At 75.0% G+C, this 24,146-nt stretch carries 15 protein-coding genes; 9 read left to right on the forward strand and 6 right to left on the reverse strand.

Annotated elements, in window-relative coordinates; genetic code table 11:
• Positions 1–182 precede the first annotated feature (182 nt).
• A complete protein-coding gene (locus tag ACZ6Y7_RS12840; protein WP_465757920.1) occupies positions 183–3,011 on the reverse strand; it encodes a hypothetical protein in 2,829 nt (942 codons plus the stop codon).
• On the reverse strand, positions 3,008–6,310 hold the full coding sequence (locus ACZ6Y7_RS12845; RefSeq protein WP_465757921.1) for an FtsX-like permease family protein: 3,303 nt from the start codon (positions 6,308–6,310) through the stop codon (positions 3,008–3,010). Before ACZ6Y7_RS12845 ends, ACZ6Y7_RS12840 begins: the two co-directional genes overlap by 4 nt.
• Positions 6,311–6,718: 408 nt before the next feature.
• Between ACZ6Y7_RS12845 and ACZ6Y7_RS12850 the strand changes: the two genes are divergently transcribed.
• A complete protein-coding gene (locus ACZ6Y7_RS12850) occupies positions 6,719–7,480 on the forward strand; it encodes an ABC transporter ATP-binding protein (protein WP_465757922.1) in 762 nt (253 codons plus the stop codon).
• Positions 7,481–8,016: 536 nt separating this feature from the next.
• On the opposite strand, the gene ACZ6Y7_RS12855 is transcribed toward ACZ6Y7_RS12850, so the two are convergent.
• The 3 genes from ACZ6Y7_RS12855 to ACZ6Y7_RS12865 form a co-directional block, all read right to left on the reverse strand.
• The gene (locus ACZ6Y7_RS12855; RefSeq protein WP_465757923.1) at positions 8,017–9,633 is read right to left on the reverse strand and encodes an alpha/beta hydrolase; all 1,617 of its coding nucleotides are present in this window, start codon (positions 9,631–9,633) and stop codon (positions 8,017–8,019) included.
• A 304-nt stretch (positions 9,634–9,937) separates the two neighbouring features.
• Positions 9,938–10,528: a TetR/AcrR family transcriptional regulator gene (locus ACZ6Y7_RS12860; protein ID WP_465757924.1), complete on the reverse strand. Its 591-nt coding sequence runs from the start codon at positions 10,526–10,528 to the stop codon at positions 9,938–9,940.
• Between the two features lie 216 nt (positions 10,529–10,744).
• On the reverse strand, positions 10,745–11,209 hold the full coding sequence (locus ACZ6Y7_RS12865) for an SMI1/KNR4 family protein (RefSeq protein WP_465757925.1): 465 nt from the start codon (positions 11,207–11,209) through the stop codon (positions 10,745–10,747).
• A 237-nt stretch (positions 11,210–11,446) separates the two neighbouring features.
• Here ACZ6Y7_RS12865 and ACZ6Y7_RS12870 point away from each other — a divergent pair, with 237 nt between their 5' ends.
• Together ACZ6Y7_RS12870 and ACZ6Y7_RS12875 are read left to right on the forward strand one after the other, a co-directional pair.
• Positions 11,447–12,541: a hypothetical protein gene (locus ACZ6Y7_RS12870; RefSeq protein ID WP_465757926.1), complete on the forward strand. Its 1,095-nt coding sequence runs from the start codon at positions 11,447–11,449 to the stop codon at positions 12,539–12,541.
• A gap of 77 nt (positions 12,542–12,618) precedes the next feature.
• A complete protein-coding gene (locus ACZ6Y7_RS12875) occupies positions 12,619–12,978 on the forward strand; it encodes a hypothetical protein (RefSeq protein WP_465757927.1) in 360 nt (119 codons plus the stop codon).
• Positions 12,979–13,218: 240 nt separating this feature from the next.
• Here the strand turns inward: ACZ6Y7_RS12875 and ACZ6Y7_RS12880 are convergent, their stop codons facing one another.
• Positions 13,219–14,478: a S1 RNA-binding domain-containing protein gene (locus ACZ6Y7_RS12880; RefSeq protein WP_465757928.1), complete on the reverse strand. Its 1,260-nt coding sequence runs from the start codon at positions 14,476–14,478 to the stop codon at positions 13,219–13,221.
• 328 nt (positions 14,479–14,806) lie between these two features.
• Between ACZ6Y7_RS12880 and ACZ6Y7_RS12885 the strand changes: the two genes are divergently transcribed.
• From ACZ6Y7_RS12885 to ACZ6Y7_RS12910, 6 genes are all read left to right on the forward strand, one after another.
• Complete coding sequence (locus tag ACZ6Y7_RS12885; RefSeq protein ID WP_465757929.1) at positions 14,807–16,099, forward strand: FAD-dependent monooxygenase; 1,293 nt, start codon at positions 14,807–14,809, stop codon at positions 16,097–16,099.
• Between the two features lie 150 nt (positions 16,100–16,249).
• On the forward strand, positions 16,250–16,777 hold the full coding sequence (locus tag ACZ6Y7_RS12890; RefSeq protein WP_465757930.1) for a MarR family winged helix-turn-helix transcriptional regulator: 528 nt from the start codon (positions 16,250–16,252) through the stop codon (positions 16,775–16,777).
• Positions 16,778–16,895: 118 nt separating this feature from the next.
• Positions 16,896–17,426 (forward strand): hypothetical protein, encoded by a 531-nt coding sequence (locus tag ACZ6Y7_RS12895; RefSeq protein WP_465757931.1) that lies wholly within the window; start codon positions 16,896–16,898, stop codon positions 17,424–17,426.
• Positions 17,423–18,289 (forward strand): NmrA family NAD(P)-binding protein, encoded by an 867-nt coding sequence (locus tag ACZ6Y7_RS12900; RefSeq protein WP_465757932.1) that lies wholly within the window; start codon positions 17,423–17,425, stop codon positions 18,287–18,289. The genes ACZ6Y7_RS12895 and ACZ6Y7_RS12900 overlap by 4 nt, the downstream gene beginning before the upstream one ends.
• Positions 18,290–18,721: 432 nt before the next feature.
• On the forward strand, positions 18,722–22,729 hold the full coding sequence (locus ACZ6Y7_RS12905) for a Pls/PosA family non-ribosomal peptide synthetase (protein WP_465757933.1): 4,008 nt from the start codon (positions 18,722–18,724) through the stop codon (positions 22,727–22,729).
• Entirely contained in the window at positions 22,711–24,102 is a 1,392-nt protein-coding gene (locus ACZ6Y7_RS12910) for a M1 family metallopeptidase (RefSeq protein ID WP_465757934.1), read from the forward strand. The genes ACZ6Y7_RS12905 and ACZ6Y7_RS12910 overlap by 19 nt, the downstream gene beginning before the upstream one ends.
• Positions 24,103–24,146: the final 44 nt, after the last annotated feature.

Consider the following 24,146-nt stretch of genomic DNA (forward strand, 5'->3'; position numbering starts at 1 on the left):
TGCCTGCACTGCGTGCACGGCGTGTACCGCCTGTCCTGCCTGCGTCGTCTGCGCGGGGGGCGCCGGGTTCACCGGCATCGCTGGGCTCGCGGGGGTCGCTGGGATCGCTGGGGTCGCGGGGGTCGCTGGGGTCGCTGGGGTCGCGGGGGTCGCTGCAAGCGCTGCAGCCGCGGGGGGAGCCGTCACGACCGCTCCCCCGCCCGCAGTTCGGTGGCGATCTGCCGCCGCCCGGCGATCAGCGTCTCCAGCACCACGCAGAGCCCGACCAGCAGCGCCAGGCCCACCGTGGGCAGCAGCACCGGCACCAGCGCCGGCGTCAGCGCGTCGCCGACCCGGGCACCGACCAGCGAGGAGATGTCGAAGGCCGGTCCGAGCAGTCCGACCGCGGCCGTGGCGACCAGCCCGCCGCCGACGATCGCCGCCAGGGTCTGCGGCAGCGCCTCGGCGATGATCAGGGCCAGGCCCTGGCGGGGTCGCAGGCCCATGGTCCGCAGCCGGGCGAGGACGGCGGTGCGCTCGGGCGCGGCCCGCAGCAGTGTCAGCAGGACGGCCAGCAGGGCGAATCCGGCTCCCGCGGCGGCCGCGTACCGGAACAGCCGTCCGGCGGCGTGCTGCAGCGGGTCGTCGGCGAGGGCCGCGGCCGTCTCCCGGCTGCTGTGCACGGTGTACCCGGCGGGCAGCCCGTGGGTGGCCTTCCCGGCGGCCGCGGCCTCGTCGGCGACCAGCTTGGCCAGGCCCGTCGGCTGGGTCACGCCACCGTCCCGGAGGACCGTCCTGACCTGGTCGGGGTCGGCGTCGCCGACCGCGAACCACTTGTTCGTCCGCTTCAGTTCGGGCAGGCGCTCCCCTGCCGGGCCGGCCGGCACCACCACGAACGGCTTGCCCGGGTCCGGCAGCGCCGGGGTCGCCGCGACCGTTCCAGCGACGGTGAGGCGCAGCTGGTTCCCGCTGGGCGTACGGACCTGCGGTGCGCCGGCGGCCAGTCGCTTGGCGAGGTCGCGGCTGAACAGGGCGGGGACGGGGGTGTCCGGGCCACCGGGGGCGGCGGCGAGCGCCGCCGGGTCGAACCCGCCGACGCCGACGGTCCGGGCGATCTGCGCGTACGCCGTCGGCTCGACGACCACCAGGATCGCCTCGGTGTACTCCTTGTCCGCCCCGATGAACAGGGCCTTCGACTCCACCCGGGCCCCGGTGGCGGCGCGGACGCCGGGGAGCGTGCCGGCCGCGTCGGTGAACGCCTCGGGCAGCGTGCCGTAGTCCGGGATGGCGACGGAGACGTCCCCGCCGGTGGACAGGCGTGCGGCCCGCATCCGGACGTGGTCCACGGTGTCGAGCACGGTGGCGCCGAAACCGGCCGTGGTGACGGCGATCAGCAGCGCCAGCAGCGGCAGCGCGGACGGCCGGCGCCGGCCCGTGGTGTCGCGGGCGGCCCGGGCCAGGCCGAGGAAGCCGATCAGTCCGCGGCCCCGGCCGGCCAACGCGGCCAGCCAACCGACCACCACCGGCTCGATCCGGGCCAGCAGCAGTCCGCCGGTGACGGCCAGCAGCAGCGGCGCGGCGACCAGCAGCGGGTCCGCCCCGGTCGTCAGGACGTGGCCGACGCCGCGGCGGCGGACCTCCGCCACGGCCGCGACGGTGACGGCCAGGACGGCGAGTTCGCCGACCACCCGGCGCCAGCCGCCCGGCGATCGCCGGCGCGACCACAGCAGGGCGGCCCGGGCCGGGAAGGCCAGCAAGGCGAGCAGGGTGGCGGCCAGCGCCGCGAGGAGCGCGTAGCCCCACCGGGGAGTGGGCAGCAGCAGCACGGCGAGCGCCGTCCCGAGCACGGCGGCGGGCAGGACGGTCGCCGCGCCCTCCCCGAGCAGGCGCAGCAGCACCCCGGCGCGCGAACCGCCGCGGGCCCGGAGCAGTTCGAGCTCGGCGGTGCGCCGGTCGACGGTCAGTGCGGCGGCCAGGCAGAGCACCACCACGGCCACGCCGGCCACCCCGGCCGGGCCGATCGCGCTCAGCGGCATCGCGGCCCGGTAGCGGGCGTCCGCCCGGTTGAGGATGTCGGTCAGGTTGGAGGAGGTGTGCAGGTCCGGGCGGCCGGTCGCGCCGACCAGCGCCGTGGCACCGGGCCCGGTCTGGAACGACGCCAGGGCGGCCCGGGTCCGGTCGAGCCGGTCGGCGTGCAGCCCGGCGGGGTCGACGGGCAGCCGCCAGAAGTTCTCCGCGCCCGAGCCCCAGAGGTTCAGGGCGGTCAGGCTGCCGCCGTCCACGAAGCCGCTGGTCTGCCACCAGAATCCGCCCCTGGCGGAGTACAGGCAGGCGCGGGCCGGGCAACCGAGGTCGTCCCAGAACGGGTCCCGCGGGTCGTTCACGCGGTAGAGGCCGACGACCACGCTGCGGCGGGTCGCGCCCGCTCCGCCGTCGCCGTTCTCGACGGTGTCGCCGAGCTTGATGCCGATGGTCTCGGCCGCCGCCTTCGCCACCACGATCGGCAACGGGGCCCCCGGGGTGGCGGGGGCGGCGCTCGGCCAGGTGCCGTCGGTCAGGGTCACCCGGTCCTGGAGTCCGTGCAGGTAGAGCAGGCCGATCATCGGCGGGGTGTTGTCGGAGAGCCGGGCGTAGCCCTGGTTGAGCATGGCGCCCTGGGACTCGGCCCGGGCGCCGTAGGCCTCGCCGGCCCGCGACAGCGGCAGCTCCCGGCCGACCCGCTCGGTGATCTTCCCGTGCACGGCGTCCAGCTCGGCGGCGGTGTCGCTCAGCCGCGCCTTGGCCGCGCTCTGCAGGCTGGTCAGATTGAGACCCTGGTGCCCGACGTAGTCCCGCAGGGCCGCGTCCGCTCCCCGGTCCGCGACCCGGGGGAGGGCCGCCGCCAGGAACACGGTGACGAGCGCGAGGGCGGCCGTCAGCAGGGCGGCCACCGGGTCGGCGCGCAGTCGGGTGCCGACCCAGCGCGCGGGCCGGTACGCCGGCTGCTGCGCGGCGTCGGCGGTGGGCACGGGGGTGCCGGCTGTGGTGGTCACATCTCCTCCACGAGGCGCAGCCGGGTGGCCACGTTCCTGCCGCTGCGTCCGACGAGGAAGGCCGACAGCAGCGGGACGACGGCGATCGCGGCCGTGAGCAGCAGCGCCCGGCCCACCGGCAGGTCGACCAGCGCCTCGGGCAGCGGGTGGTGGGCGGTGGGGGTCAGCACCACGAAGGGCACGATCAGGTGGACGAGCAGGGCACCGAGCCCGAGGCCGACGGCTCCGCCGAGGGCGACCAGCAGGGCCGGCTCGGCCGCGGTGGTGCGGGAGACCAGTCGGCGGGGCGCGCCCAGCGCGAGCAGCAGGGCGGAGTCCTGGGAGCGCTGGCGGGCGGAGCCGGCCACGGCGGCACCGAAGCCGATCGCGGCGAGCACGGCGGTGACGACCGCGACGGCCGTCAGCGCGCTCTGCGGGGCGGCGCCGACCGGGTCGGTGAGCAGGCTCTCGGCCGTCTCGTCGTAGAGCCGGACGTCCTGCACGCCGGGCCCGGCCCGCAACGCGGCGGCGGCCTCGGCCGGGGTCCGGTCGCCCGGGCCGGTGGCGGGGAGCCACCACTCGGCGTTGCCGGAGACCGTCCGGCCCTGGGCGATCAGGACGCGCGCGGTGGTGGCGAGGTCGATCACGACGGCGCTGCGGCCCGCCACCGGCACGGCCTCGACGGCGGCGGTGACCTTGACGGGGAGGACCGTCCCGCCGAAGGGCACCCGCAGGGTGTCGCCGACGGCGGAGCCGGTGGCCTTGAGGTAGTCCCGGGTGGCGACGCCCGGCACGGTCGCGGAGCCGGCTCCGGGCGGGGTGCCGCCGGGTGAGGCGCTCCCGGGCGGGGTGCTGCCGACGGGGGTGCCGGCGGTGGGGGCGCCCGACCAGCTGACACCGGCCGGCACCGGGACGGCGGTCGCGGGTCCGTCGGCGCTGTCGGAGACCGCCAGCCGGCGGACGGTGGCCGGCCGGTCGTCCTTGCCCTTGGCGGAGGCGGTCGCCCCGATCACGGTCAGCGGCGCGGCGACGGAACCCATCGGGGCGTCCACCAGGGTGCTCAGCGGGGCCGAGCCGCGAACGGTCTCGTCGACCGGGGCACCGGTGAACGGGGCCTTGTAGACGATGCCGAAGCGGTCGCGCAGGAGCAGGGTCACCCGCAGGGTGCGGTCGGCGGCCGGGTACCCCGTCTCGGCGGTGTAGACGTCGGCGTCGATCCGCAGCGGGTGGCCCGGCAGCGGCACGCCGTCCTGGGCGCCGGCGGGGACGGGGGCGCCGCCGCGGGCGGGCTGGGCGAGCGGCCGGAACAGCTCGTCCCGGGTGTGCCCGTCGAGCAGGTCCCCGCGGATCGGGACGCGGTCGGCGAGGGCCGCGGCGTCCACCGCGACCACCTGGCCGGTGCCGGAGGGCAGTTGCTGCTGGTCGCGCACCACCGGCACCAGCCGGTCGCCGCCGGGCAGGGAGCCGAACCGGCCGGCCTGGCCCATCAGCGAGCTGTGCGCGCCGGAGACGCGCAGGCCGCCGAGGGTGTCGAAGGCGGCCTGGTCCCGCTGGGAGGTGGTCCAGGTGGCCTGCTGGCCGAGGGCGAGCACACCGGTGGCCACCGCCATGACCAGCAGCAGCACCGGGCCGGTGGCGCGGGCGGGCTGACGGGCCAGCTGCCAGCCGACCATCGCCGGGCCGAGGCCGCGGCCCCCGGCGGCCACCCGGGCGCCCAGCCGGGCGGCGAGCGGCAGCAGGCGCAGCACCACCAGGGTGCCCGCGCAGAGCGCCAGGGTGGGGGTGGCGACCAGCAGCAGGTCGACGCCGAGCTCGCCCGAGGAGTCCGTGGACAACCCGCCGCCGTACCGGCTGAGCTGCTGGTAGGCGAGGGCGGCCAGGGCGAGCACGGCGAGGTCGCCGCCGTTGCGCGCGATGCCGGAGACCACGGCCTGGCGGCGTCCGGCCCGTCGGCGCAGGGCTGCGCCGGCGCCGCGCAGCAGGCTGGGCACGGTGGCCAGCACGATGCAGGCGAGTGCGCAGAGCCCGGCCACCGGCCAGAGCGTCCAGCTCAGGGCGGCGTGCAGGGCGACCTGGTGGGAGTGGCCCAGTCCGGCGAGCACCCGGACCAGGAAGGGGGTCAGCAGCGGGGCGAGCACCGCCGCCGGGGCCGCGAGCAGCACCAGTTCCAGGGCGGTGAAGGCGCCGAGCCGGGTGCCGGAGGCGCCGCGGGCGGCGAGCAGCTCGTTCTCCCACTCCTGGCGGGAGGAGATCAGCCGGACGACCAGCAGCAGGGCGGCCGCGGCGAGGACGGCCAGCTGCAGGGCGCCGATCAGCAGGGTGGACCGGGCGACCAGCATGCCGGCGGACAACTCGCGCATCACGTCGGACAGTTCGGTGGTCGCGCTGAGCGAGGCCGACTTCCGCAGGTCATCGGTCAGACTCGGGACACGGGCGCCGATGGCCTGGGCCGCGTCCTGGCCGACGCCCGCGAAGTCGGCGTCGAGCAGCCAGCTCCGGCTCCCCTGCAGCAGACCGCCCGCGGTGAAAGCACTCTGATCGACCATCATCGGGCCGAAGGTGGTGAAGCCGCCGACCTCGACCTCGTGGCCGCCGACCGGATCGATCCGCCAGTACGGGTCGAAGGGGTCGACGGCCCGGTAGGCGCCGGTGACCCGGACGGTCAGCGGCCGGCCGTCGAAGCGGTCGGTGAGCCGGACCTCCGCCGGCAGCATCGGCTCGCTCAGGCCGAGCCGCCCCAGCATGCTCTGCGGGACGGCGACCTGGGGGGCGGTGGTGCGCACCGGCTCGGAGGCGGCGCCCGGCCAGGCTCCGGCGACCAGTCGGGTCCGGCCGCGGTCGACGTCGGCGAGGAGCGTCAGGTCGACCTTGGCCGCACCGGCCGCACCGTTCTGACCGGACTGACCGGACTGACCGGGTGCCTGACCCGGGGGCGCGCCCGATGCGCTGTTCGCGCCCGACGCACCGCTCGCCTCGGCGGCGCCGTTCGGACCGGCCGCGGCGGTGCCGGGGAGGCCGAAGGAGCGGCTGCGCAGCATGCTGTCGGTGCGTACGGGCAGGTCACCGAAGAGCTTCTGCCGGTAGGCGGCGAGCGCCTCCTCGTCCTTCGCCCGCTGGTCCAGCCCGTGTTCGGCGGTCACCACCACCGTGGTCCGGGCGTGGCCGGGGCCCTGGAGCGCCTGCCGCAGGCCGGCCTGGCCGACGCTGCTGTTGAACGTCACCAGGGCGGTGAGCACCGCCGTGGTGATCAGGACCGTCAGCAGGACGGCACCGGCCAGCGGCAGTCGCCCGCGCAGTCGGCGCACGACGAAGCCGAGCATCACGTTCCTCCCCCGGATTGCTCCCCCGGTAGCGTCGACCGACCCCGCCCGTCGACCCGATCCGAGCACACATCGGCCAGGGATGGACACATCGAGAGCACACCGGCGCATGGATCACCGGCATTCGGTCACCGGATAGCGGACGATGCTGTCAGATTCGATCCAGGAACGGAAGGGACTTGCGCGAATCAAGTAAGCAATGAGCAAATTCCTTTCATCGGTAGCATCCCGACCGACGCCGCGCCGTTGAAATGCCATGCACACTTCACAACTCCGGCTTCACGGCGCCGCGCCGGCCGGGCACTCCGCCCCTTCCGGATTCCGTCCGGGACGGTGAACCGGCGGAGCGACCGCACCCGTAGATCCCGGATAGGACCGGGTCGCCACGCCCACAAGGGGGGACGCCGCATGACGCAGGACCAGGCCGCCAACGCCACCACGGCCACGGTGACGACCACCGCCGCCACCTCCGCCACGGAACCGATGGTGGCCGTGAGCGATCTCCGGCGCAGCTTCGGCTCCGGCGAGCGGACCGTGCACGCCCTGCGCGGCGTCTCCTTCACCGTCGGCCGCGGTGAACTCGCCGCGCTCAAGGGCCGGTCCGGCTCCGGAAAGACCACCCTGCTCAACCTGGTCGGCGGCCTGGACGCCCCCACCGGGGGCACCATCTCCCTCGACGGCATCGACCTCGGCGGTCTGAACGAGGACGGTCGGCTCGCCCTGCGGCGGGAGCGGATCGGCTTCGTCTTCCAGTCCTTCGGACTGATCCCGATGCTCACCGCCGCCGAGAACGTCGGCGTCCCGATGCGGCTGCGCAAGGTGCCTCCCGCCGAGCGCGAGGAGCGCGCGCACACCCTGCTGGCCCTGGTCGGCCTGGCCGACCACGCCAACCAGCGCCCCGGCGAGCTGTCCGGCGGCCAGCAGCAGCGCGTCGCCATCGCCCGCGCGCTGGCCAACGAACCCGGCCTGATCATCGCCGACGAGCCCACCGGCCAGCTGGACTCGGAGACCGGCCGCTCGATCATGGAGCTGCTGCGCGCGGTGGTGCGCAGCGAGGGCGTCACGGTGCTGGTCGCCACCCACGACCCGACGCTGATGGGGCTCGCCGACCGCGTGATCGAACTCCGGGACGGACGGATCGTCGAGGAGGACGCCGAACGGGCCGCATAGGGTCCGTCCGACCGTCCCGGGGATTCGGCGCGGCATTCGGCTCCGGCATTCCCACCGGTATGCCCACCGGCAATGGACACGGGCATTCGGCGCGGGCATTCGGCACGGGCATTCGGCACGGCGAAAGGGTGTCCGGAGAACGTGTGACCGTACGCCGTATTCACCGCCCCCTGAGGGAATCCTCGCCCGCCCTCGCCCACCGCCGCCCGCCGTCGCCATCGGACCGCATTGTCAGTGGCACCGGCTATGGTCGCCGACAACTCGACGGAATCCGTTTCCACGGAGGTTTGATGGCGATCTTCTTCCGCATCTCCGGGGCGCTCGCGAGCATCGGCCGGAGAACACGGCTGTGGTGGCCGGCAGCACCGCCGACCACCACAACCGTCGTCCCGGGCGTCGACCGCCCGGGGGCCGGACGGTCCGGCCGTCCGGATCACGTGCACCGCTCCGGCCGTCCGGATCACGTGCACCGCTCCGGGCGATCGGACCGTTCAGGACGATCGGACCGCCCGGAGCGCTCAGGCCACTCAGGGCGCTCAGACCGCCGGGAAGATCTCCGCGTCCGGCTTCAGCAGCTGGCCCGGCTTCGGCGCGGTGCCGTCCACCAGGTAGCGGGTGACCAGCGCGTTCAGCGCCGAGCTGCGGCCGACGGCGCAGTGCTCGATCGAGTCGACGCTGACCAGCACGGCGTTGCCCAGCTCCTGCTGCATCCGCTGGGCGAACTTGTACTGGGTCGCCGGGTCGTAGAGGTTGCCGATGACCATCACGGTGTTGGAGGTCTTCTTGTTCCACGGGCCGGTGAAGCGCTCGGCGTCCCGGGCCGGGGCCGGCCAGCTGGCGCAGGCGGGCGCGTCGAAGGCCTGGTAGCGGCCGAAGGTCGGCGACTCCTGCTCCCAGGTCTTGGCGACGTTCGCGAACACCCGGTCGTTCGACGGGTACGGCTTGTCCTGGCAGTTGACGCCCATGTAGGAGTCGTCGGCGGTGTACTCGGAGTCCGCCGGGGCCTCCCGCAGCGCCCGCGGGACGTCCACCGAGAGGAGGTTGGCGTCCTCCTCCGCGACGTTCGCCTTCGGGGCCAGCAGGTTGGCGGCGGCCGGCTTCTGCAGCACCTGGTACGTGGCCTGCAGCGACTTGGCCAGCGGGGCCAGCTTGGCCTGCGAGTACAGCGCGCTGGCGACCTCGCTGGTGAAGCTGCTCAGCGTCACCTTGGAGCCGTTCGGCAGCGTGATCGGGCTGGTCCGCAGGTGGTCGCGGAGCGTGTCGAACTTGGCGCGGGTGTCGCCCTCGCCGAAGGCGCAGCGCGGGGCGCCGGCGGCCTGGCAGCGCTTCAGGAACTCGTCCAGGGCCAGCTCGAAGCCGCCCGCGCGCTGGCGGTCGTACTCCAGGCCGTTGTGCAGGCGCAGGTTCGGGTCGACGTTGCCGTCGACGATGATCGCCCGGACCTTGTTCGGGTACATGTTGGCGTACGTCGAACCGATCAGGGTGCCGTAGGAGAAGCCGGCGAAGGTGAGCTGGGCGTCACCGACGGCGCGGCGCATCCGGTCCAGGTCGCGCACCACGTTGATGGTCGACATGTGCTCGATCAGCGGGCCGGCGTTCTTGCTGCAGGCGTCGGTGTAGTCCTGGTCCGCGTCCAGCGTCTCGTCGACCTCGGCCTTGGTGACCGGCACGCCGACCATGCGGTTGTTGACCGCGTCGGCCTCTTCCTGGGTCTTGAAGCACTTGAGCGGGTTGCTCCGGGCCACGCCGCGGGGGTCGAAGCCGACCAGGTCGAACTTGGACTGCACCTCGGGGCCGAAACGGCTGGTCGTCGCCCACAGGTAGCCACTGCCGCCCGGGCCACCGGGGTTGAGGAACAGCGAGCCGATCCGCTTCGACGGGTCGCTCGCCCGCCGCCGCATCATGGCGATGCCGATCTTCTCGCCCGACGGGTTGTCGTAGTCCAGCGGCACGGGGTAGACGGCGCAGTCGTAGATGCCCGGGTCCGGCTTGCTCGGGTCGGGGTTGCACGGGGTCCAGGCGACGGGGTCGACCTTCGCCTCGGCCAGGCTCGGGGCCTGGTCGATCGGCGCCGCCGACGCGGCTACGGCACTACCGGTGACAAGGGCAAGCGCACAGGTGACCGCTCCGGCCAACGTGGATATGCGGGACAAGGAACCTCCTCCGTACTGAAAAGGGCTGCCCCAGACTGTCAGCCGGAGATCTCCGTGTGAAGACCCGGAGGCGGCGGAAATCATCCGTGCCGCCTTCGGGGATTCGGCCGAATATTCTGTGAATGAACCAACTTGACGGTCACTTGACCTGCTGGGCCGTCACTTCGGCCGTTCCCCCGACAGCGCTACGCCGCCGAGGTGGAGCAGGCGAAGGACGACGCACCACCACCGGCGGGCGCGTGGCCACCGTCGAGTGACCCACCGACCCCTCACCACCGACCCCTGACCACCGGCCCGGGACCGCTCAGCCCCCGTCCGCCCCGCGCAGGGCGGCCGCCACCAGCCCGTGGATCTCGTCGGCCCCGGGCTCTCCGCCGCCCACCAGCCGGTCGAAGACCAGACCGTCGATGCAGGCCAGCAGCGTGCCGGTCCGCCCGTCGGGATCCGGTACGCCGCGCTCGGCGAGGAAGGCCCGGACGGCGGCGCGCCCCGCGTTCTCCCGCGGGACGAGGATCTCCCGCAGCTCGGGATCCCGTACGCTCTCCACCGCGCACGCGTACCGGGCGAGCGAGCGCCGGCGCCCCTCGCCGGTCAGCCGGTGCCGCATCAACGCCAGGATCCCGGCCACCAGTTCCTCCACCGAGCGGACGGGCACCCGTTCCCCCATGTCCTGCAGCTCCCCCTGGTCCAGCTCCACCAGCCGCCGCACCAGCGCGGTCAGCAGCGCCTGGCGGGTCCGCAGATAGGCCGAGGTGGTCCCGGTCGGCAACCCGGCGGCCGCGTCCACCGCCCGGTGGGTCAGCCCGCGCACCCCGAGGTCCGCCAGCACCCCGATCGCCGCGTCCGCCAGCACCGTCCGCCGGTCCGGCCGCCCCTGCTCCTCATCTCGCCGCATCCCCCCTTTCTACCGGCACCGCCGCGTCCCCCACCCTCCGGTAGCGGCACGACGGCCCGGCGGGTGCGCCCGACGCGCCCCGCGTACGGGCCGTGCGGGTGTCGAGCGCTGCACCGTCCACCCCCGAGCGGATCAGCCGGGGTCGGCCGGGATCGGCTGACGCCCCTTCGCCGGCGGAGCGCCGGGGCCCGTCCCGGCGGACCTCGCGGCGCCGGGTCAGGGCCCGGCCATGTCCAGCAGGCGGAGCCGCGACCACACCGTGAAGTTCGGCCCGGGCGTGAGCGTCCCGTCCCACTCCAGCCGGTCCTCCCACACGTATCCGGCCTGCGACCCGGTCACCACCAGCCGGAAGACACACTCGACGGGGTCGTGCCCCTGGGACCCGACCCTGATCGTTCCAGTGACCAGGTGCTCCGTCTCCTCGGATGGCGCGTCCAGGCGCAAGGCCCTGCGGTGCGGGAACGGAGTCGCCAGGAAGCCGGGAAAGAGCTCGTGCTCGTCCGGCGGGTACCAGGGCCAGAGCAGTTGACCGATCCCCGTTCCACCGTCCCCCATCGTGAGGAGGAACTCCCGGTATGCCGGAGGGAGTTCGATGCCGTAGCGGTCCTCGAACTCCCGCACCTCGGACTCCCGCAGTACCGGATTCAGCCGGTGCCGCAGCCGACGCCGCAGCGCGCGCACACCCCGCGGGTCCGCACCGACCAACGACTTCAGCCCCGCCCGGTCCACCGGGCCACCCCCTCGGCACTCAGGTGTGCCGCACAGCGCGGGACACTCCGCCGCAGGATATCCGGCGCACGGGACTCCGGAACCCTGCCGAGGCCCGCTCGCCCCTGGCGTCGGCGGCGTCGGGCAGCAGCCGAGCCGGGCACGCGGGCAGCACAGCACGCTGTCGGCCCCGCACGAGAGGATGCGGGCATGACGATCACACCCCGGCTGGTGGCCACGTACCCGATCCCGGACCGGAGCGGCGCCCTGACGTACCTCGACCCCACCGGGCCCCTCCCCCGGCTGGAGGTGCGCGGCACGGAGTCGCTGCGCATCTACGAGCTGGGGGAACAGGCCGAGCTGCTGACCGAGTTCCCGGCCCCGTCGCCCAACCGGTGGTCGCGGCACTGGGTGGCTCCCGACCTCTCGTTCGCCGTCTTCGGCGCCGAGTCGGCGTACGTCGCGGTCGCCCCGGACGGTACCGGGTTGTGGACGCAGCCGTACGGCACCTGGGACGTGGGCCGCTGGGGCTACCTCGACTTCTCGGTGACCGGCGGCGCGTCCCGTCCCGGCCCCGGCGCCGACGGGGCCGACGGGGCCGAGCTCCGGATCTGGTTGCGACTCCCCTCCGGGCTGCCGGACAGCACCCTGATCGTCACCCTGGACGCCGAGGGCACGGTGCTCGCGCGGAGCGTGCTCCCGTGCGGTGGCTACGAGCGGTTCGTCAGGCTGCTCTGGGACGGGAACGACGAGGTCACCGGAGTGGCCGTGTCCGGGGACCGGATGGCGGCCACGCACTACGCCGCGCGGTGGGAGCCCGGCGGCATCGTCCTGGGCGCGCGTCTGCCGCAGGGCCCGGGCGGCCTGCTCCCCGGCGAGCGCGAGTACCTGGCCACGGACTCGCGGAACTCGCGCTGCATGACCGTCGACCGCAGGCGGCGGGACGTCCGCTGGCACAGCCTCCCGACGTACGAGGTCATCGCCTCGCTCGGCCTGACCGACTTCCCGGCTCCCGGCACCGGCGACTGCTCGGTGCACGACGACCCGCAGATCTCCACCATGAGCGGGTTCGTGGACAACGACACCGCCATCGTGACGCTCTACAACCCGTACGACGAGGCCGCGGTGTCCGTGTTCGGGAGGGACCGCTGGCAGGAGCACAGCCACTGGCTCGTCGACGCGGCCACCGGGGCCCTGCACGGCCGCGTCGAGTACCCGATGGCCGAGGTCGACAACGTGATGCCGGTCGGTGACGGCACCTGGATCACCGAGGAATGGGACGCCCTCTACCGCTGGCGGCGCTGATCCCGCGGCGCCCGCGGAATAGGCTGGCGGCGCAGGTGTGTCGGGCCGAGGGTGGACCGAGGGGCAGGGGGAGCAACGTGGGGGTCAAGGATCCGACCGGGATCGACGGCACGGGTGACGCGCTGCCCACGACCTGCCCGCAGTGCGGGCGGGACCTGGTGCGGGAGGTCACCCGCGCCGGGGCGTACGGAGGCACCCACGAGTGGCGGACGTGCCCCGGCTGCGGGTTCCTGGGGCGTCCCGATCTCGGCGGCCGCCCGATCCTGCACGCGTTCCGGTACGTGACCGGCGAGGAGGCGGACTGCGTCTTCTGCGGCTGGGAGGACTGCAACCGGGCGAGCCTGCCCTTCCGTTGGGACGGCTGGCTGTGCGAGTGGATCGTCTGCGCGACGTGCGGCCGGGAGAACGTCCGCCGGATCAGGCCCGATTCCGCGTAGACGACCGCTGCCAAGGGCTCGCCGACGGGCGCACGGCATGAAGCTGAAGCGAGGGATTCCGGAGATCGGGTGTGACGCCTGGTCCGGACTCGCTCGCGACCGCCCTCCCCGTGCAGGCGGACCGGATCCCCCGGGTCGACTGTCTTACTCGCAGACCACCACGCAGGACGTCGGCCCGTCCGACGTCCCATGCCCGACTCTCGCTCGAAGAATCCGATGACCGCATCGCATCATGCGCGACTACCGCGTCCGGTCCTCCTGCCGGACCTCGCGCGACAGTGACACCCGTTCCCGGACCAGGTCGACACCGAGGACCGTCGCGGTGATCCGCCGGCCGGCCTCGACGACCTCGCCGACCTCGACGACCTCGACGGGGCGGTCGAGGGGGTCCCCGGCCGGGTCGGGGAGGTCGATCGTCGCGGTGAAGCCGCCGATGTCGACGCTCGTGGCACCGCAGGAGGCGATCCGGGTGACGGTGCCCGTCACCGTCTGACCGGGGCTCAACGTCCGCAGGAAGGCCCAGGCCCGGTCGCTCGGGGTCGGTTCGGTCCGCCACCGGGCCCGGACGACGCCGTCGCCGTCGGGCAGCACGGCTGTGAACAGCGGGCTGCGCTCGTCCACGTACACCGACAGCAGCGCGGCGGCCCGCGCGTCGGCGACCCGGGCGGACACGGCTTCGAACCCCTCCTCGTCGGCGACCACGCCGGTGATCCGGCCGTCCTGGTCCTCCCAGACGAACTCCACCAGGCCCTCGTCCGGGAGACCGGCGAGCACCTCCTCGACCTCGGTGGAGAGGCCTGGCCAGACGGCCAGCCGGGCCCGAGGGGTCAGCCGCGCACGCACCGCGTCGAGGGACCGGTCGTCGAGCCGGTGCCAGCGGGAGGCGTTGTCGAGGTGCATCTCCTCCAGGAGGGCCGCCTCGCCCGCCGCCACGCACGCGCGCACCCGCGCCCAGAAGACGTCGTCGGCGGGGCGCTGCTCATCCGGCCCGTCCGGCTCCACCTCGTACGGGGACGCCTCCACCGGCTCGGGGAAGAGCCCCAGGTCGCGGGTGCGCTCCACCGCCGCCTCGCAGGGCACGGCACTGCCCACGTAGACGTACTGGTCCCACCCGACGTGCACCGTGAAGGCGGACTCGACCTCCAGGCGGCACCAGGCGCCGTTGTCGCGGAGCATAGCCCGCACCAGCTCCAGGGCGACCGGCAGCGGGACCAGTGCGCCGTCGTGGTAGCCGGTCAGGTCGGGCGGGAAGAGTCCCGCGAGGCCCCCGCCCTCGACCGCCGGCTCCAGCCCGAAGTGCGCGAGGCCGGGCGCGACCTGGGGTTCGCGGAGGGCCGGCTGCCGCACGCCGGTGTCCTCGGCGAAGGCGGCGATCGCCTCCAGGTAGGCGGCCTCGACCGGCCCGTGGTCGCTGACCGTCCCCTCCGGCCCGGTGTAGGAACCCCGCTCGTCGCGGTCCGCGGGGTCGTACTTGGTGACCCGCCACACGTACGGCAGCACGCGTCACTCCCCGGGGGCCGCTGCGGCGGGTGCCGTGGAGCGGTGACGCACCAGGACGTCCGCGCGCGGGCGCGAGGGGCAGGGCCGGGGCCGGTGGTGAAGGTTCACCGGGCCATCCTGCCCGAACGGGCCGGTCCGGCGCTCCCCTGTTTCCCACGGCCCGTCGCCCCTCGCCCGTCGCCCCTCACCCAGGGCGCCCGTCCTGAGCCCGCAGCTCCGAGCTCCGGCCCCGCAGGCCCCTCCCCCGTGCCTCCGAGCCCCCGTAAGCCCGTAGTACGCTCCTTCTACAGCTGTAGAAGACAGCGGAGCGACACGGGAGGGACCGGGCGTGAACGGCAACAGCGCGGTGGTGGTCGGGGGCGGGATCGGCGGACTGGCGGCCGGGATCGGGCTGCGGCTCGCGGGCTGGGAGGTGACGGTGGTCGAGCGGGCGCCCGTGCTGGACGACGCCGGGGCCGGGATCTCGCTCGCCGCCAACGGGATGCGGGCGCTCGCCGCCCTGGGCGTCGGCGAGGCGGTCGAGACCGCCGCGCGCCGCCAGTACAGCGGCGGCACCCGCACACCGGACGGCCGCCGGCTCGCGGTGATGGACGGACAGGCGCTGGAGCGGGAGCTGGGCGCGCCGATCGTGGGGATACCGCGCGCGGCGCTGCACCGGATCCTGCGCGAGGCCCTGCCGGCCGACTCCCTGCTGATCGGCGCCGAGGTGACCGAGGTGACCGAGGTGACCGAGGTGACCGAGGTGACCGACGTGACCGGGGCGAGCGGGGCTAGCGGAGTCGCCGGGGCGCCCGGCGCGACCGGCGCGACCGGCACGAAGAAAGCGACCGGCGCGGACACCCCGCACCCCGCCCGGGTACGGGTGAGCGCCGGCGGCACCACCCTGGACGCCGACCTCGTCGTCGCGGCCGACGGGATCAACAGCCGCCTCCGGCGCCGGCTCTTCCCCGCCCACCCCGGCCCGGCCTACAGCGGTTCGACGGTGCTGCGCGCGATCACCGAGCGCCCGGTGGACGGCCTGACGGCGGACTTCGAACTCACCTGGGGTCACGGCGCCGAGTTCGGCCACATCGCCTTCCCGGACGGCACGGCCGAGTGGCACGCCGTCCTCAACTCCCCGCCCGGGGTCCGCTACCGCGACCCGCTGGCGGAGGTCCGCCGCCGGTTCGCGAGCTGGCACCAGCCGATCCCCGCGCTGCTCGCGGCGACCCGGCCGGAGGCCGTGCTGCACCACGACGTGAACGAGTTGGCCACCCCGCTGCCCTCCTTCGTCGCGGGTCGGATCGCCCTGCTGGGCGACGCCGCGCACGCCATGACGCCCCACCTCGGCCAGGGCGCCTGCCAAGCCCTGGAGGACGCGGTGACCCTGGCGGCCGCGCTCGCCGAGGGCCCGACCGTCGAGGACGCGCTCGCCCGGTACGACGCGCTGCGCCGTCCGCGCAGCCAGACCGTCGCCCGCGACGCCCGCCGGGCCGGCCGGATGGGCCAGCAGCTCGCCAATCCGCTGGCGGTCGGCCTGCGCAACGCCGCGATCCGGCTGACCCCGCCGGGCGTGATGGTCCGGACCGCCCTGAAGCACGCCGACTGGACGCCGCCCCGGATCGCGCCCCGCGCCGCCTAGAACCCGCCCGAGGCACCGTCAAAGGCCCAGGTGAGGACTCGCTCGCCGCGGACCCTCCGGGGCTCCACCGGAGCGCCCCGTCCCCCGAGAAGCACCGGCCACACCGGCCGGGCTTGACGGCGAATCTGATTAGGCGCCATATTACTTCTCGTGACCCAGCACTCCGAGCCCGACCCCGGCGCACCCACGCTCGACCAGGCCCGCCGCCAGATCGCCCGCTACGGCCTCACGGCCCAGGCCGATCCCCAGGCGGTCCTGGTCGCGGCGCGGCTGATGGCGGCGGGGGCGAGGATCGGCCAGGCGGGCGAGGTGCACTTCGGCCGTTTCGGACTCTCCACCGGCCGCTACCGCCTGCTGTCCGACCTGGAGGACCACGGTGGCGAGAAGTCGCCGTCCCAGCTCGCGGCGAGCCTCGGCGTCTCCCGGGCGACGGTCACCGGGCTGGTCGACGGCCTGGAGCGGGAGGGCCTGGTGGCGCGCCGCCCGTCCGCCGAGGACGGGCGCGGCAACGTGGTGATCCTCACCGCACGCGGCGCCGAGAAGCTGCGCGACCTGGCACCGGAGCACTTCGCCCGGATGCAGGCGCTGGTCGGCGGGCTCTCCGTCGAGGAGCGCGCGACCTTCCTCGACCTGCTGGCGAGGGTGGTCGCGGGCGTCGACGCACTGACCGCCGACTGACCACGGACAGACCCACCCGGGCGGGCCGGCGAACGGCCCGCCCTTCTCTCAGCCCAGATAGTTAGCCACCTAAGCACCCATACTTAGGCACCTAAGCACATCCCCGAGAGGACACCCCATGGCCAAGAAGGCCCCCGGCGCTCCCCCGCCCTTCGTCCTGTGGCGCGAGGTCCTGGTCGCCTACCTGATGCCGGCCGTGACGGCCGGAGTGGGCGGAGCCGCCACCGGGCAGCGGCAGTTGGCGATCGCCGCGCTCACCACCATCGGCGGCACCTCCGCCCTGGTGGCCGCCGCGCTCGGCTCCGTCCTGCGCCGTCGGCCGGTCCGCGGCAGGCCGCCCCGGATCCCGCGCGTCCTCGCCGCCGCCACGCTCGGGCTGGTCGCCGCCGGCCTCGGCCTCGCCGTCGGCCTCGCCGCCGCGCGCGGGCTCCCGCACATCCCCGGCCTCCCCGGCCTCGCCACCGGCACCTGGCTGCGGCGGCTGCCGATCGACCTCCCGGCCTCCTCCGCCATCGCCGCCACCATCACCACCTGGCGCTGGCGCGGCAGCCGCTCCCACGGGCCGCGACAGCAACCCGCGCCCACGCTCGCACCCACCCCCACACCCGCGCCCGCACCCGCACCCGCACCCGAAAGGCAGACATCATGATCGTCATCATGGGCGCCGCCGGCGCCACCGGCGGCGCCACCCTGCGCAGCCTCGCCGCCCTCGGCGCACCGAGCCGCGCACTCAGCCGCGACCCCGCCCGCCTCGCGGCCGGCCTCGACGAGCGCACCCTCGCGCGGACCGAGCCCTTCGCGGCCGACGCCGCCGACCCGGACTCCCTGCGCCGGGCCTTCCTCGGCGCGCGGCAGCTGTTCCTCACCATGGCCAACAGCCCGGACCAGGTCCGGTACGAGCTGAACGCCGTCGACGCGGCGCTCGACTGCGGCGTGGAGCACATCGTGAAGGTGTCCGCCCCCGCCGCCGAGCCGGACTCCCCCGTGGCGGTCTCCCGCGGCCACCACCTGATCGAGGAGCGCCTGCGCGACTCCGGCGTCACCACCACCGTCCTGCGACCGTACGCGTTCATGCAGAAGCTGCTGCTCCTGGCGCCCGGCATCGCCGCCGCCGGAGTGGTGCACGGCGCCACGGGCCGGGCGCGGTGCAACTACGTCGACGTCCGGGACATCGGCGATCTCGCCGCCGACGTGCTCACCCGCCCGGAGCTGGCCGGCGGCAGCTATCCGCTGACCGGCGGGCGGGCCTACAGCCACCCCGAGCTCACCGCCCTGCTCGGGGAGCTGCTCGGCCGGCCGGTCCGCTACCTCGACCTCACCCCGGCCGAGCTGCGGACCCACCTGGTCCAACGGGCCGGAATGCCGGACTGGCTCGCCGCCCACATCGTGGAGATCCAGCAGCTCGCCGTGGCCCGCCGGGAGACGCCCGACGGCGCGTTCACCCTGGCCACGGGGCGCAGCCCGCGCACCCTGGAGGCCTTCCTCCGGGAGCACCTGCACCTCTTCCGCTGACCGTCCCGCCACCGTGGCGGGCCCGGACCGCAGGAGCCGCCGGGACGTCGGGGCGCCGAACCGCCCGGCCGGACATCCCGGGGCACGGCCGAAACGCCGGGCCCGCCACCCGAAGGGAGCAGCCACCGGTGTGGCATGGATCACGATGGAGAATTCACCCTGACGATCCGTCAAGTCGACTGACTGACCGTCACATCGATGTTTTGAAGCCTCAGTTATTGACTGATACTGCATCAGATTCGGCCGGAATCGGCCGAGTTGGGTCGATCGCCGCCCCGGCGCCGCCGGAAGGACGGAGCTACCATCGGTCGGGTTGTCCGCTCCGACCCCGGAGTGGGGTCACCCGGTTACGGCGAGTGGTCCCCACCGCCCCCAAGGGTCGGGCACCGATCGGAACGAATGGGGCGAGTGACGAGGAGCGCACGGGCTGCCATGACAGCTGAACCGAGCCGACCGAACGAACCGAACCATCCGAACCAGCCGGGCCATCCGAACCAGTCGGGCCGGCTGGGCCAGCCGAACCCACCGGCCCAACATGACCAGCCGGCCCAGCCGGCCCAGCCGGCCCAGCCTGACCAGCTGCACCGGCCGGACCCGGCCGCCGCACCGACGCGCGCCCTGTTCCCGGGCCGCCCGGCCGCCGCACCGCGCACCCTGGTCGACGTCCTGGACGCCACCGTGCGCGCCCACCCCGACGAGCCGGCCCTGGACGACGGCCACGCCGTGCTGAGCTACCGCGCGCTGGCCGCCGAGGTCGAGCAGCTGCGCCGCCGCCTGGCCGCCGCCGGGATCGGCCCCGGCGACCGGGTCGGCGTGCGCGTGCCGTCGGGCACCAACGACCTGTACGTCTCGATCCTCGCCGTGCTCGCCGCCGGGGCCGCCTACGTCCCGGTGGACGCGGAGGACCCGGACGAGCGCGCCGAGCTGGTCTTCGGCGAGGCCGGCGTGGCCGCCGTGCTCGGCGCCGACCGCGTCATCGCCACCACGACCGAGCGCGCGCCCGCCCCGGAGCGCCGCCCCACCCCGGCCGACGACGCCTGGATCATCTTCACCTCCGGCTCCACCGGCAAGCCCAAGGGCGTCGCCGTCACCCACCGCAACGCGGCCGCCTTCGTGGACGCCGAGGCCGCGCTCTTCCTGCAGGAGGAGCCGATCGGCCCCGGCGACCGGGTGATGGCCGGGCTGTCCGTCGCCTTCGACGCCTCCTGCGAGGAGATGTGGCTGGCCTGGCGCTACGGCGCCTGCCTGGTGCCGGTGCCCCGCTCGCAGGTGCGCAGCGGCGCCGACCTCGGCCCCTGGCTGGCCGAGCAGGAGATCACCGTCGTCTCCACCGTCCCGACGCTGGCCGCGCTGTGGCCGGCCGAGGCGCTGAACGAGGTCCGGCTGCTGATCTTCGGCGGCGAGGCCTGCCCGCCCGAGCTGGTGCAGCGCCTGGTCACCGAGGGCCGCGAGGTGTGGAACACCTACGGCCCGACCGAGGCCACCGTGGTCGCCTGCGCCGCGCTGCTGACCGGCGAGGGCCCGGTGCGGATCGGCCTGCCGCTGGACGGCTGGGACCTCGCCGTGGTGGACGAGGCCGGCGAGCCGGTCGCCCCCGGCGGCACCGGTCAGCTGGTGATCGGCGGCGTCGGCCTGGCCCGCTACCTCGACCCGGAGAAGGACTCCGAGAAGTACGCGCCGCTGCGCTCGCTGGGCTGGGAGCGCGCCTACCGCAGCGGCGACCTGGTCCAGGCCGACCCGGCCGGCCTGCTGTTCCTCGGCCGCACCGACGAGCAGATCAAGCTGGGCGGCCGCCGGATCGAGCTCGGCGAGGTCGACGCGGCGCTGCAGGCGCTGCCCGGCGTCGCCGGCGCGGCCGCCGCCGTGCGGACCGCCCGCGGCGGCAACCAACTGCTGGTCGGCTACCTGGTGGTCCAGGACGGCTTCGACCGCGAGCAGGCCGTCGAGCGGCTGCGCGCCGAGCTGCCCGCCGCCCTCGTCCCGCTGCTCGCGACCGTCGAGACCCTGCCCACCCGGACCTCCGGCAAGGTGGACCGCAACGCCCTGCCGTGGCCGCTGCCCGAACTGGAGGCCGCGGGCCCGAGCGAGCAGCTCTACGGCACCGAGGCGTGGCTGGCCGAGCAGTGGGCCGAGATCCTCGGCATCACCGTCAGCGGCCCGCGCGACGACTTCTTCGCGATCGGCGGCGGCAGCCTGGCCGCCGCCCGGCTGACCACCCTGCTGCGCACCCGCTACCCGAGCGCGGCCGTCCTCGACATCTACCAGAACCCGACGCTGCGCAAGCTCGCCCGGCACCTGGAGCGCACCGCCGCGGACAGCGCCGAGGCCCGGACCGTCACCCTGGTCCCGACCAGGGCGAAGCTGCTGCAGCTGCTCCTGCTGATCCCGCTGTTCACGGTGGTCGGCCTGCGCTGGACGGTGGCCCTGCTGGCCGCCGGGAACCTGCTCACCCACCTCGGCGACTACCCGTGGGCACCCACCGCCTCCTGGTGGTGGGTCGGCGCGGGCGCGCTGGCGCTGTTCTCCCCGGCGGGCCGGCTGGCCGTCTCGGCGGGCGGCGCCCGGCTGCTGCTGCGCGGCGTGCGCCCCGGCACCCACCCCCGCGGCGGCTCGGTGCACCTGCGCCTGTGGGCGGCCGAGCGGCTCGCCGAGCTGAGCGGCGCGACCTCGCTGTCCGGCTCCTGGCTGGTGCGCTACGCCCGCGCGCTGGGCTGCAAGGTCGCGCCCGACGTGGACCTGCACTCGCTGCCGCCGGTCACCGGGATGCTGAAGCTGGGCCGCGGTTGCGCAGTCGAGGCCGAGGTGGACCTGTGCGGCTACTGGCTGGACGGCGACCGGCTGCTGATCGGCCAGGTCAAGGTCGGCTCGGGGGCCGTGGTCGGCACCCGCTCGACGCTGCTGCCCGGGGCCCGGATCGGCAAGCGCGCCCAGGTGGTGGCCGGCTCCAGCGTCACCGGTCAGGTCCCGACCGGCCAGCGCTGGGGCGGCGCGCCCGCGGTCAAGCTGGGCCGCGCCGAGCGCACCTGGCCCAAGGACCGCCCGGCGCGCCGGGCCCGCTGGGTGGCGATGTACGGCGCCGGCGGCGCCGCGCTCGGCCTGCTCCCGGTGCTGCCCGCCGTCGGCGCGCTCGCCGTGCTCTCCCGCTTCGTCCACCAGGGCGACGCGCTGGGCCCGGCGCTCGGCGGCGCCCTGCTCGGGCTGCTGCCCGCGACGCTGGCGTACGGCGCGGTGTACGCGGCGCAGCTGCTGGTGCTGGTCCGGCTGCTGAGCATCGGCCTGGTGCCCGGCGTGCACCCGCTGCACGGGCGGGTGGGCTGGCAGGCCTGGACGGTCTCGCAGCTGATGGACCGGGCCCGCGAGGTGCTGTTCCCGCTCTACGCCGGGCTGGTCACGCCGCCGTGGCTGCGGGCGCTCGGGATGCGGGTCGGCCGCGGCGCCGAGGTGTCGACGGTGCTGGCGCTGCCCAGCCTGACCACGGTCGGCGACGGCGCGTTCCTGGCGGACGACACCCTGATCGCGCCCTACGAGCTGGGCGGCGGCTGGGTGCGGCTCGGCGAGGCGAAGGTCGGCGAGCGGGCGTTCCTCGGCAACTCGGGGATGACGGCGCCGGGCCGCTCGGTGCCCAAGCGCGGCCTGGTGGGCGTGCTGTCGGCGACACCGGCGAAGGCGAAGAAGGGCGGCTCGTACCTGGGCATGCCGCCGATGCGGCTGCCGCGCTCGGCGGACCGGGCCGACCAGAGCCTGACGTACGAGCCGCCGGCCCGGCTGCTGTGGGCGCGCGGGCTGGTCGAGTTGGGCCGGCTGGTCCCGGTGCTGGCGTCCGGGGCGCTGGGCCTGCTGACCGCGGCGGCGCTGTCCCGGCTGGCCGTCGGCTCGCCGCCGACCGCCGCGCTGCTCTCCGGCCTGGTGCTGCTGGGCGCCGGCACGGTGGCGTGCGTGGTCGCGGTGGCGGCGAAGTGGCTGCTGGTCGGGCGGTTCCGGTCGGTGGAGCACCCGCTGTGGAGCGGCTTCGTGTGGCGCAACGAGCTCGCGGACACCTTCGTGGAGATGCTGGCGGTGCCGTGGCTGGTCGGTTCCGTGCCGGGCACCCCGGTGCTGAACCTGTGGCTGCGGTCGCTCGGCGCGAAGGTCGGGCGCGGCGTCTGGTGCGAGAGCTACTGGCTGCCGGAGGCGGACCTGGTCACCCTGGGCGACGGGGTCAGCATCAACCGGGGCTGCGTGGTGCAGACCCACCTCTTCCACGACCGGATCATGCGGATGGATACTGTGGTCCTCCGCGAGGGCGCCACCCTGGGCCCGGGCGGCATCGTGCTGCCCGGCAGCACGGTGGGCGCGCGCAGCACGCTCGGCCCGGCCTCGCTGGTGATGCGCGCCGAGTCCGTCCCCGCCGACACGCGGTGGCTGGGCAACCCCATCGAGGCGTGGCAGACCACGTCATGACCGCCTCGACGACCCCCCGTCCCGGCCCGCAGGAAGCGCACGTCCCCGTGAAGTCCAAGCACGCCCCCGCGGCCGCCGGCGCCCCGGACCCGTACTTCCCGAACAACGGTGACCACCGCTACCGAGTGCACCGCTACGAGCTGACGCTGGACTACCGGCCCGGGCCCAACCGGCTGGCCGGTTCGGCCCGGCTGAGCGCGGTGGCGGACGCGGCACTGGCGGAGTTCGCGCTCGACCTGGCCGAGTTCCGGATCGGCCGGGTGCTGGTCGACGGTCGGGCCGCCCGCTACACCCACCGCGCCGGCAAGCTGCGGATCCGCCCGGCCAAGGCGCTCGCGGCGGGCGCGGCGTTCACCGTCGAGGTGCACTACACCGGCAACCCGCGCCCGGTGCGCAGCCCGTGGGGCGGCCTGGGCTGGGAGGAGCTGACCGAGGGCGCGCTGGTGGCCAGCCAGCCGATCGGCGCGCCGTCCTGGTTCCCGTGCAACGACCGGCCCGCCGACAAGGCGACGTACCAGATAGCGGTGACCACGGCGTCCCCGTTCACCGTGGTGGCGAGCGGCCGGCTGCTCACCCGCACCACCCGGGCGTCCAGCACCACCTGGGTGTACGAGCAGAGCGCGCCGACCCCGACGTACCTGGTGACGGTGTCGATCGGCCACTACCGGGCGGTGCCGCTGGCCGCCCGGCCGGCCGTGCCGCAGACCGGGTACGTGCCGGAGCGGCTGGCCACCGGCTTCGCCCGGGACTTCGCCCGGCAGCCGGAGATGACGGCCTACTTCGCCGAGGTCTTCGGGCCGTACCCGTTCGGCGAGTACGCGGTGGTCCTCGCGGACGAGGAGCTGGACGTCCCGGTGGAGGCGCAGGGCGTCGCCACCTTCGGCACCAACCACCTCGGCGGCGGCTGGGAGCGGGAGCGGCTGATCGCGCACGAGCTGGCCCACCAGTGGTTCGGCAACAGCGTCACCATCGCCGACTGGCGGCACATCTGGCTGAACGAGGGCTTCGCCAAGTACGCGGAGTGGCTGTGGTCCGAGCACGCCGGCGGCCCGGCCGCGGCCGCCCGCGCCCAGGCCGCCCACACCCGGCTCGCCGGCCAACCGCAGGACCTCGTCCTCGGCGACCCGGGCCGCAAGCTGATGTTCGACGACCGGCTGTACCAGCGCGGCGGGCTCGTCGTGCACGCGCTGCGCCGCACGCTCGGCGACGACGCGTTCTTCGCGATGCTGCGGGACTGGGCGGGCCTCAACCGGTTCGGCGTGGTCGACACCGCCGATCTGCGGGCGCACGCCTCCCGGTACACCTCCGTACCGCTCGGCCCGCTCTTCGAGGCCTGGCTGGAGCGTCCGGAGCTGCCGCCGCTGCCGGGCTGAGGACCCGCGGGGCGTCGGTCCGCTCGGGATCGGCGCCCCCGCTG

It is taken from the genome of Kitasatospora sp. NPDC053308, from assembly GCF_055585785.1.

Bases quoted from the DNA above. Each gene is read 5' to 3' on its own strand.
- ACZ6Y7_RS12845 (WP_465757921.1), bottom strand. From the start codon at position 6,310: ATGCTCGGCTTCGTCGTGCGCCGACTGCGCGGGCGACTGCCGCTGGCC.
- ACZ6Y7_RS12850 (WP_465757922.1), top strand. From the start codon at position 6,719: ATGACGCAGGACCAGGCCGCCAACGCCACCACGGCCACGGTGACGACC.
- ACZ6Y7_RS12860 (WP_465757924.1), bottom strand. From the start codon at position 10,528: ATGCGGCGAGATGAGGAGCAGGGGCGGCCGGACCGGCGGACGGTGCTG.
- ACZ6Y7_RS12870 (WP_465757926.1), top strand. From the start codon at position 11,447: ATGACGATCACACCCCGGCTGGTGGCCACGTACCCGATCCCGGACCGG.
- ACZ6Y7_RS12895 (WP_465757931.1), top strand. From the start codon at position 16,896: ATGGCCAAGAAGGCCCCCGGCGCTCCCCCGCCCTTCGTCCTGTGGCGC.
- ACZ6Y7_RS12900 (WP_465757932.1), top strand. From the start codon at position 17,423: ATGATCGTCATCATGGGCGCCGCCGGCGCCACCGGCGGCGCCACCCTG.
- ACZ6Y7_RS12905 (WP_465757933.1), top strand. From the start codon at position 18,722: ATGACAGCTGAACCGAGCCGACCGAACGAACCGAACCATCCGAACCAG.